The organism is Streptomyces mutomycini (assembly GCF_001700505.1).
Classification (GTDB): Bacteria; Actinomycetota; Actinomycetes; order Streptomycetales; family Streptomycetaceae; genus Streptomyces; species Streptomyces mutomycini.
Genome location: NZ_MAPV01000136.1, coordinates 1 through 9,971, shown reverse-complemented (window position 1 = coordinate 9,971; position 9,971 = coordinate 1). Strand labels below are relative to the sequence as shown.

Sequence of the window (9,971 nt, the reverse complement as noted above, 5' to 3'; positions counted from 1 at the left end):
GGAGGTCGAGCAGCTGCGCCGGCACCGGGCGACCGGGTTCGGCCTGGAGGAGAAGAAGCCCTACACCGATGGTGTGATCACCGGGTGGGGCACGGTGGAGGGCCGGACGGTCTTCGTCTACGCGCACGACTTCCGGATCTTCGGCGGGGCGCTGGGCGAGGCGCACGCCACGAAGATCCACAAGATCATGGACATGGCCATCTCGGCGGGTGCTCCGCTGGTGTCGCTGAACGACGGCGCGGGTGCCCGTATCCAGGAGGGTGTCTCGGCGCTCGCCGGGTACGGCGGGATCTTCCAGCGCAACACACGAGCTTCGGGTGTCATCCCGCAGATCAGTGTGATGCTCGGCCCGTGCGCGGGCGGGGCGGCCTACAGCCCGGCGCTGACCGACTTCGTGTTCATGGTCCGCGAGACCTCGCAGATGTTCATCACCGGACCGGACGTCGTCAAGGCGGTCACCGGCGAGGAGATCACCCAGAACGGCCTCGGCGGCGCCGACGTGCACGCGGAGACCTCGGGCGTCGCGCACTTCGCGTACGACGACGAGGAGACCTGCATCGCCGAGGTCCGCTACCTCATCGGGATGCTGCCGTCGAACAACCGGGAGAACCCGCCCGTCGTCCCGAGCGACGACCCGGCCGGCCGGCGCGGCGACGTCCTCCTCGACCTGGTCCCGGCCGAGGGGAACCGTCCGTACGACATGCACAAGGTCATCGAGGAGCTCGTCGACGACGGCGACTTCCTGGAGGTCCACGAGCGCTGGGCCCGCAACATCGTCTGTGCGCTGGCCCGGCTGGACGGCCAGGTCGTCGGCATCGTGGCCAACCAGCCGCAGGCACTGGCCGGCGTCCTGGACATCGAGGCGTCCGAGAAGGCCGCCCGCTTCGTCCAGATGTGCGACGCCTTCAACATCCCCATCGTCACTCTCCTGGACGTACCCGGCTTCCTGCCCGGGGTGGACCAGGAGCACGGCGGAATCATCCGGCACGGCGCGAAGCTGCTCTACGCGTACTGCAACGCGACGGTGCCGAGGATCTCGCTGATCCTGCGCAAGGCCTACGGTGGCGCGTATATCGTCATGGACAGTCAGTCCATCGGTGCCGACCTCACCTACGCGTGGCCCACCAACGAGATCGCGGTGATGGGTGCCGAGGGCGCCGCCAACGTCATCTTCCGCCGGCAGATCGCCGACGCCGAGGACCCCGAGGCCATGCGGGCCCGCATGGTCAAGGAGTACAAGGCCGAGCTGATGCACCCCTACTACGCCGCGGAGCGCGGTCTGGTCGACGACGTCATCGACCCGGCCGAGACGCGCGAGGTACTGATCGCCTCGCTCGCGATGCTCCGTAACAAGCACGCGGACCTGCCGTCCCGCAAGCACGGCAACCCCCCGCAGTAGAGCGGCAGCCCGGGTCGGGCGGCCGCTGCGCGCCCGTGTCCTCGGACGCCGGCCGGTCCCGCTCTCGCAGGTACCGGCCGGCCGTATCCGGCTCCGTCTCCTCGATCCCTGAACGTGACACCGCGCGCCGATGCGCGTCGTCCGGCGTCCGAGCGACAAGGGCCACTGTGCAGACCCAGTGACAATGACCACGAGGGACCATGACGAACGAGCCGTCCGGCCTCCCCGGACCCACGCCGGCTGCCATGCAGCCGATCCGGCCGGGCGAGGTGCGGACAACCCTCGCCGGTCCGGCCCCACTGGTCCTGCCGTCCGAGGTGGACGACCTCAGCGGTCTCATGGCAGCGGTCGCCCGCGGAGAGGCATTCGTCCTCCAGGGCAGCACATGCGCGGAGCCGTTCAGCGGCCGCCGTGTGGGCGGCCTGGTCCGCACGCTGCTGCAGATGTCCGTCGTGCTGTCCCACGCCGCCAGGATGCCCGTGGTCAAGATCGCCCGGCTGGCCTCCCGGCACACCGGGCCGGGCGACGGCGGACCGGGCCGGGCCCCCGCGAACGCGGCGGTGGCGATGAACATGATCCGGGCGATGAGCGGTGAGAACGGCATCGCGGACGTTCGTCAGGTGCAGGACCGCAACCGGGAGTTCGTGCGCGACACGGCAGGGGGGAGCCGCTTCCGGGCCCTCTCCGCCGAGATCGACCGCGGCCTGGGCTTCATGGCCGCCTGGGGGGTCGACGACCGCCCGCTGCGGACCACGAAGGTGTTCGCGAGCCACGAGCCGCTGCTGCCCGGTCATGAGGTGCCCCACCTGTTCCGGGAGGAATCCGGTGGGGACGAGCCACAGCTGTGGGCCCTGTCCGCGCACCAGTTCCGGATCGGCGAGCGGGCACGGCAACCGGATGACTCGCACGTCGCGCTCGCCGGACTTCTGGCCAATCCGGTATGCCTCACCATCGGACCGGCCACGGCCCCCGAGGAGGCCGTGGAGTACGTGCGGAGGCTCGATCCGCGCGTCCGGCCGGGCCGGGTCACGCTGATCAGCAGGATGGGCGGCGACCGGGTCCGTGACCTGCTCCCGCCCATAGTCGAAAAGGTGACGGCGTCCGGGCACCAGGTGGCGTGGAGCTGCGATCCGATGCACGGCGCCTCCCAGGAGCCGGCGGCGTACGACGGCTCCGCGTGCTCATTCTCGCGCGTCCTCGACGAGGTTGCGGGTTACATCGATGTACACAGGGCCCTGGGTACCCATTTGGGCGGGTTGTATTTCGAAACTACGGGCGCACGGGATATATCCGACACGGAACCGGTCGGCGGATACGGGGCTGAATGCGGCACCCGGTTGAATGAACAGCAATCTGTCGAGTTGGCCTTTTTTATGGCAGAGATGCTCCGCGGCTGATTTCCGGAACTGGCAGTTCTGTCCAGGCGTCCGTGCCCGGTTTCCGCTCACTTGCATTGGTTCAACCATTGGCGCCGCCCGATCCCAGCGGAGTGCCGCCGGAATCCGGTCCTCAGGCGCGCGGGGGTATGGGCGGGCCGGCGCCGCGGACGAGGAGGGCGTGTCGTCAACGCCCCTCACGAGTCGCGCCGTTCCCACGGTCGGGCAGGGGTTCTGCCGATGACCGCGAGGCCCTGACCAGCAGAACACGGCCGGGCGGCGCCAGTGTGACCTTTGCGTGTCAGCCTCGTCCTGAACATGCAACAGACCGGCGTCTCCTGCGTGAGGCCGGACAGCGGAATATCGCCATCCGCGCCCGGCCTTCACTGCGCCCCGCAGTCGCACGTCATCGGCTCCTGACCGGCCACCACGTGCCTTGGGCCGCACCATGAAGGCCCTTCGGGTTCCGTTGAATCCCTGAGGCCGGCCGCACTCGCGTATCGGGGCATCGAGGGTCGTGCCCTCGGATGCGGAGCTCGATCCCCTATGCCGCGTGAGTCATACCCCTATGCCCAGCCGGGATGGAATGAGGGGTGGGGGGTGGCTCCGGGTCGGGCATTTGAGGCGAACTTAAGGTTTCCGCCTAAGATTTGACGGAGCGGCAGGTGCGGTGCGCCCGCCCGCGGCGGCAGAAAGCGGAACCCGCGCAAAGGCGCGTTGTGTACTTTGAGTAGGGGTTTGCAGGGGGAGGGGGGTGGAGCTAGTGTTCCAATTGGAGAGGGATTCCAGCGACTGTTTTTGGCCCCTGACCAGAGCCGGTGTGACGTCAAGTGTCGGTCACGCCGGACGGGGTAGTCGCGGAGTAAGGCATGGTTTTGAGCCTTTGGTGACGCAGCCACCGCTCCTCGATGTCATGGAAATGGTCACAATGGGGGATGATGGTGCCAGTGGCACTTGTTGAACGTGAGCATGACCTGAAACTGCTCAGTAACCTTTTGACTGCCACTTTCAAGGGGCACGGAAAGATAGCGCTCGTCAGCGGGGCGGTGGCAAGCGGCAAGACCGAGCTGCTTCGCTCCTTCGCGGACCAGTGCGCCGATGAGGGCGCCCTGCTCCTGAACGCAACCGCGACGAGGGCCGACCGGACCATGCCCTTCGCCGTGCTGCGCCAGTTGCTCGACTGCCTGCCGGCGCATGCGGGACCTGTCGCAGAGATCATCGGCTCAGATGTCGCGTCCGAGATCTCCCGCACGGCGGCGGCCACGCTGCTCGAACTCTCCGAACGGGCACCGCTCGTCGTCGTCGTCGACGATGTGCACCACGCGGACGAACCGTCGATGGACTGTGTGATGCGCCTGGTCAACCGGCTGCGGTCCTCGCGTATTCTTCTCGTACTCGCCGAGTCGTCGGGTGAGTGGTCGGTGCACCCCGCCTTCCGGATCGAACTGGTCCGCCAGACACAGTTCCACCGGGTCCGCCTGGCACCTCTGACGGCGGACGGCGTCAGCGAGATGTGCTCGCAGCACCTCGGTCAGGACGCGGCACACCACGCACCGGAAGCACACCGGATGACCGGCGGTAACCGGCTTCTGGTGCGGGCGCTCATCGAGGACCACGCCGAGTCCGGGGAAATGCCGGGCCAGGCGGGCTGCTCGTCGCTCGGTGAGAGCTTCCGGCAGGCCGTACTGACCTGCCTGCGCCGCAGCGGACCGGACGAACTCGAGGCCGCCAGGGGCTTGGCGGTACTCGACGCCACCGGCTCGACGCACCGGATCGCGGAGCTCCTCGACCGCAGCCCGGAGGCCCTCCGCCGGGTTCTGCAGTCACTGCAGACGCTGGGGATAATCCATGACGGCCGGTTCCGTCACAGGCTGACACGCGCGGCTGTCTACGACGACCTCCCCCCGCAGATGCTGGCGGATCTGCACACGCGTGCAGCGCAGTTGCTGAGCGACGGCGGCGGCAGCGTCACCGATGTCGCGGACCACCTGGTGGCGGCCAAGCACGTGGGCGCGGACTGGGCCATCGCGGTACTGCAACGGGCCGCGGAGGAGTCGCTGGCCGCCGACGACGAGGAACCAGCGATCCGGTACATCGAGTTCGCGCTCTCCGTCTGTACCGGAGAGCGGCAGCGTGCCCTGCTGCGGGTGCTGCTCGTCCAGATCAAGTGGCGCAGTGACCCGGAAGGCGCCGTCCGCCACCTCACGCCGCTCTTCCAGGCGCAGCGCGAAGGCCACCTCGACGTGGAGCAGACGGCTTACCTGCTGCGCCTGCTCATGTGGCACGGACGCATTCCGGAGGCCAGGGAACTCATCACGCAGCTGTCCCGCATCACGCCGTCCGTGAACGAAGCGCCGAACGCCGTCCTGACCGGCGTACACAACCTGCTCAGACACGCGTATCCGCAGTTCATACCGGACAGATCCGGCGAGAGTGATCACCTCTTCGACAACGCGACCACGCCGCCGGGGCAGCAGGCACAGGCCTCCGCCGTGCTCAGCTCGGTCCTCGGGCAGGCGACGGGCGGCGACGAGCGGTGCGTCAGGGTGGCGGAACAGATACTGCAGAGCAGTCAGTTGAGCGACACGATGCTCGAATCCGTCTGTTCGGCCCTGCAGACCCTCATCTACGCGGAGCAGCCTCTTCTGGCAGGGCGCTGGTGCGACGCTCTGCTCACCGAAGCCGGCAGCCGTGGTGTGGTGACCTGGGAGGCGGCCCTGTCCGCGCTGCGCGCGGAGATCGCGTTGCGGGAGGGCGATCTGGTGCAGGCCGAGCGGTACGCGCTCAAGGCACTGACGATGATCGGCGTCGCGGGCTGGGGCGTCGCAGTCGGGGCCACCCTGGGCACACTCCTCGAAGCCGTCACGGCCCGGGGCGACTTCGAGAGCGCCCGCAAGTACCTGCGGGAAACGGTGCCCGAGGCCATGTTCCAGACCCGGTACGGGCTGACGTATCTCCGCGCCCGGGGTCACTACTACCTGGCGACCGACCGGCTGCAGGCCGCGCTCGCGGATTTCAGCTACTGCGGGGAGCTGATGCGGACGTGGCAGCTCGACTCCCCGACCTTCGTACCCTGGCGCACCGATGCCGCCCAGGTGCTCCTCCGGCTGGGAGATCACGAGCGGGCGCGTGCGCTCACCAAGGAGCAGATGGCGCACATCGGTTCGCGTGCCTCGCGGACGTACGGCGCCTCCCTGCGCGTCCTGGCCGGTACGGCAAGTCACCGTGGCCGGCTGAGCCTCCTGAAGGAGTCCGTCGAGATCCTCCAGGCAAGCGGTGACCGGCTGACCCTCACCCAGGCACTGTTCGACCTGAGCTGTGCGCACGAGGGCATGGGGGAGTTCGGCAAGGCACAGATGATTTCGCGTCGCGCGGGGCGGCTGGCCAAGGAGGGCGGGATGCAGCGGATGCAGGATCCCGCGCTCGCCCGCCCGGAGGAACCGATGATGCTGCACCACGCGCAGACCGATTCCTGGTCCCGGCCGGTGGACGAGACCGCGTCGGCCGCGGACGTGCTGACGCTCTCCGAGCGCCGGGTCGCCGCACTGGCCTCGCTCGGCTACACGAACCGTGAGATCTCCTGCAAGCTGCACATCACCGTCAGCACGGTGGAACAGCACCTCACCAAGGTCTTCCGGAAGCTGCGGGTCAAGCGCAGGACGGACCTGCCGGTCGAGCTCGAGTACCACGTCGCCAACCCGGCCTGCTGACCTCCGGCACCACACCTCCCCGTTCACCTCCCTCCCCACTCCTCCGTCCCCACTCCTCCTACGCACGTGAGCTGTTGAGGTAAGCGATCACGGCCAGCACTCGCCTGTTGTCACTGGTGGACTGCACCAGGTCCAGCTTGGCGAAGATGCTGGCCGCGTGCTTGCTCACGGCGCTGTCGCTGAGCGACATCCGCTCGGAGATGGCCGCGTTCGACCTGCCCTCCGCCATGAGCGCCAGCACCTCTCTCTCACGCGCCGTCAGCGCGGCCAGCGGTTGTGCCCGGGCCGGCCCCATCGACTGGAACAACTGACTGACCACTTCAGGGTCCATGGCCGTGCCGCCGGAAGCAACACGGCGCACCGAGTCGATGAACGTGTCGTCGTCGAAGACACGGTCCTTGAGCAGATAGCCGATTCCGCCACGGCCGTCCGCCAGCAACTCCCTTGCGTACAACTGCTCCACGTGCTGGGACAGCACCAGCACCGGGAGCCCGGGGACCTCCCGGCGGGCGGCCAGCGCCGCCTGGAGCCCCTCGTCCGTGAAGGTCGGCGGCAGCCGCACGTCGACCAGGGCCACGTCCGGCCGGTGCTGGAGCAGGGCGCTGAGCAGGTCCGGGCCGGTCTCGACCACGGCGGCGAGTTCGAAGCCGTGGTCCTCCAGCAGATGGGTCAGTCCTTTCCTGAGGAGGTACTGGTCCTCGCCGAGGACAACACGCACGGGAGCTCCATCGTCAAAGTGGTCGGGCCGCCGGGAGGCGAGGCCACGTCGAGCAGACCGTCAAAAGTGGCCAGCCGCCGCTGGATACCGCGGATCCCGCTGCCGAGGGCGGGATCGGCGCCGCCGCGTCCGTCGTCGGTCACCGTGATCCGCAGTGCCCCCGCCCGGTGGCGGAGGTCGATCATGACGCGCTGGGCGCCGGAGTGCTTCGCACTGTTGGTGAGTGCCTCGCTCACGGAGAAGTACGCACAGGCGGCCACCGGCATCTGTGCCCGCCCCTGGAGGTCGGCGGTCACCTCCACCGTCAGCGGATGCGCCAGCGCCAGCGTGCGCACCGCGTCGACGAGCCCCCGCTCGGCCAGGACCGGCGGATGCACGCCGCGCACCAGGCTGCGCAGCTCCCGGAGCGCGGCGGAGGAGTTCTCCCGCGCCTCGGCGGCCATCGCCCGCAGTTCGGGCTGCTCACTGCCGAGGCGCTTCTCGATCGCGCGCAGGCTCATTCCGATCGCGACGAGCCGGGTCTGGGCGCCGTCGTGCAGATCGCGTTCGATTCTCAGCAGCTCCGCCGCCTGCACACCCGTGGCCTCTGCCCGAGTCGTGGCCAGCTGGTGCACGCGCCGAGCGAGCACGGAACGTTCGGTGGGCGCCAACAGCAGAGCGCACCAGCGCGCCTGGACCCGCAGCGTGTACGGGGCGGCCCGGAGGACGGCCCCCGCCGCGAGCAGGGCCGCCGCGAAGCCGGCCGGGCCGGACCACCACAGCCCGATAGCGAGGACCGACGCCATCGGCCCGAGCAGCAGAACCGCCGCCACCACCGGATTCGTCAGGAGCCAAAGGAGGTCGCGCCAGGTCGCGGGGTCGGTGAGAACCCAACGGCGGGCGGCGAGCCACGACGGAAGCAGCGGCCCCGGGTGCAGCGTGCGGCCGTACGCGTAGTGCCCGTCGGCGCCCTGGACAGGAGCCGGAGGCGGTTGCCTGTAGGGCTCCGCGATATCCGCCAGCCCGCCGTGGCGCAACAGCTCCCGCCACAGGTTCACCAGCCTGCGGCTGACCAGGACCGCCTGGGCGAGGACGGGGACGAGACCGAAGACCAGGGAGAACACCGCGGCGATCAGCTGGAGTGCTGCCAGCACGAGCCCGCACACCGCGAGCGCGCAGAGCAGACACGCGGCTCCCACCGTCTGGACCTGTCGCCACAGGCGGAGCCACCAACGGGTCCCGCCGCCGGCCGCGGGAACGCCCGCGCGCAGGAACAGTCTCGTCCAGTACCCGTGCAGCCGGATCAGCGACGGACCCGCCGCGATACCCGTCGACACCGAAGCGAGGCCGAGCCCCACCACGAACGCCGAGCCGGGCCCCGCGTGCCACAGGGGCGAGGCGACACCCGCGAGGCCGGCACCGATCAGGGCCGCGGGCAGCACGGCCACCGGAGCTCCGACGAACGGGTCCAGCAGCAGCCACCACAGATCGCGGGCGGTCGCCGGGTCCCGGGAGATCTTCCGGGCACCGCGCTTGCGCCGGGCCGTACTGCCCGAGGCGTACAGACGCCTGCCGTACCGGTACAGCCCGCCTTCCCTGGCGCGGGCCTCCGAGGAGTGGGGAAGGTAAGGACCGGGGATCTCCACCCGCGACCAGGAGGCCGCCAGCCGGCGGCGCAGTACGGGCAGCCGGCGGATGCGGAGAACCGTCCCCACCGCGCCGGACAGGAGGGCCACAGCCATCGGTAGGACGAGCAGCAGACCGGCCGCGCCGAGCGCGGCCAGCGCCACCCCACGCACCGGGGCGAGACGCAGGGCGCGCCGCCACGAAGCGCCGTGAGGCCGTGTCCCGTCGCTCATCACACCTCCCGGCAGCTCGATTGATCAACAGTCTGACATGCGCGCACGGCCGCGGGCAGGTGCAGTTTTCTGCACCCCGACTGTGCTCCCTACTGCATTCCGCGGGCCTCCGCCGGTGCGTAGCGTCATCGGTGAACACAACGGCAGGACCCGTACGAGAGCAGCCAGGAGAGGAGGCCGTCTTGAAGCCAGCACCTCAGGTTCAGGAAGGGCCGGAGCCGGAATCCACCACGCTCGCGGGAGACGACAAGCAGCCGGAACGGACAGGGCGCAGCCCGCGGACCATGCTCGTCGAGGCGGCGGCACTCGATGTCGCGCTGCCGCTCCTGCTCTTCTACGGGCTCCGCCTCATGGGTGTGAACCAGTGGCTCGCACTCGTGCTCAGCAGCGCGCTCCCTCTGGTGCGGCTGGTCTACCGGGCGGTCAAGGACCGCCGGGTCGAGCGGCCCACCCTGTTCTCCCTGAGCATCATGCTCAGCGCCACCCTGGTGTCGCTGCTGACGGGCGACCCCCGGCTCGTCCTGGCCCGGGAGAGCTATCTGACCGCCTTGGTCGGCCTGTGGATGCTCAGCACGCTGCTGGCCTCGCGGCCCTTCATCTACCAGGCGACCATGCCTCTGCTCCCGGAGGCCACCGCCGCGTCCTGGCGCAGGGACTGGGACGAGGTGCCCGAGTTCCGGCGGGCCATGCGGGTACTGACCGTTGCCTGGGGAACGGCCTTCATGATCGACGCGGTGGCCCGGGTGGTCATGGCGTACACCCTGCCCGTCGACAGCGTTCCCCTGCTGGGTGCCGGTCTGCTCACGGTGCTGCTCATCGTGATCGTGCAGTTCAGCAAGTCGTACGCCAAGCGCCTTTCGGCCCGCCTCGGCCGGCCCGCCGAGAGCTGACCGCGGGCCACCCCCATACCCCCGTCCGGGCGTTCAGCAG

6 protein-coding genes are annotated in these 9,971 nt (G+C 69.5%); 4 read left to right on the top strand and 2 right to left on the bottom strand.

The genetic code is table 11. The features are described from left to right. From BFF76_RS20055 to BFF76_RS20045, 3 genes are all read left to right on the top strand, one after another. The coding region (locus BFF76_RS20055; protein WP_065848747.1) for an acyl-CoA carboxylase subunit beta at positions 1-1,399 on the top strand (1,399 nt) is incomplete at its 5' end. Positions 1,400-1,599: 200 nt separating this feature from the next. Then, positions 1,600-2,796, top strand: coding sequence for a 3-deoxy-7-phosphoheptulonate synthase (locus BFF76_RS20050; protein ID WP_053930744.1), 1,197 nt, complete (start codon positions 1,600-1,602; stop codon positions 2,794-2,796). An 887-nt stretch (positions 2,797-3,683) separates the two neighbouring features. After that, the gene (locus BFF76_RS20045) at positions 3,684-6,485 is read left to right on the top strand and encodes an AAA family ATPase (protein WP_078850579.1); all 2,802 of its coding nucleotides are present in this window, start codon (positions 3,684-3,686) and stop codon (positions 6,483-6,485) included. A gap of 58 nt (positions 6,486-6,543) precedes the next feature. Here the strand turns inward: BFF76_RS20045 and BFF76_RS20040 are convergent, their stop codons facing one another. Together BFF76_RS20040 and BFF76_RS20035 are read right to left on the bottom strand one after the other, a co-directional pair. Next, positions 6,544-7,203, bottom strand: coding sequence for a response regulator transcription factor (locus tag BFF76_RS20040; RefSeq protein ID WP_031092829.1), 660 nt, complete (start codon positions 7,201-7,203; stop codon positions 6,544-6,546). Next, the gene (locus BFF76_RS20035) at positions 7,155-9,041 is read right to left on the bottom strand and encodes a sensor histidine kinase (RefSeq protein WP_079122427.1); all 1,887 of its coding nucleotides are present in this window, start codon (positions 9,039-9,041) and stop codon (positions 7,155-7,157) included. Before BFF76_RS20035 ends, BFF76_RS20040 begins: the two co-directional genes overlap by 49 nt. 182 nt (positions 9,042-9,223) lie before the next feature. On the opposite strand from BFF76_RS20035, the gene BFF76_RS20030 reads away from it, so the two are divergent. Then, complete coding sequence (locus tag BFF76_RS20030) at positions 9,224-9,931, top strand: VC0807 family protein (protein ID WP_053930746.1); 708 nt, start codon at positions 9,224-9,226, stop codon at positions 9,929-9,931. Positions 9,932-9,971: the final 40 nt, after the last annotated feature.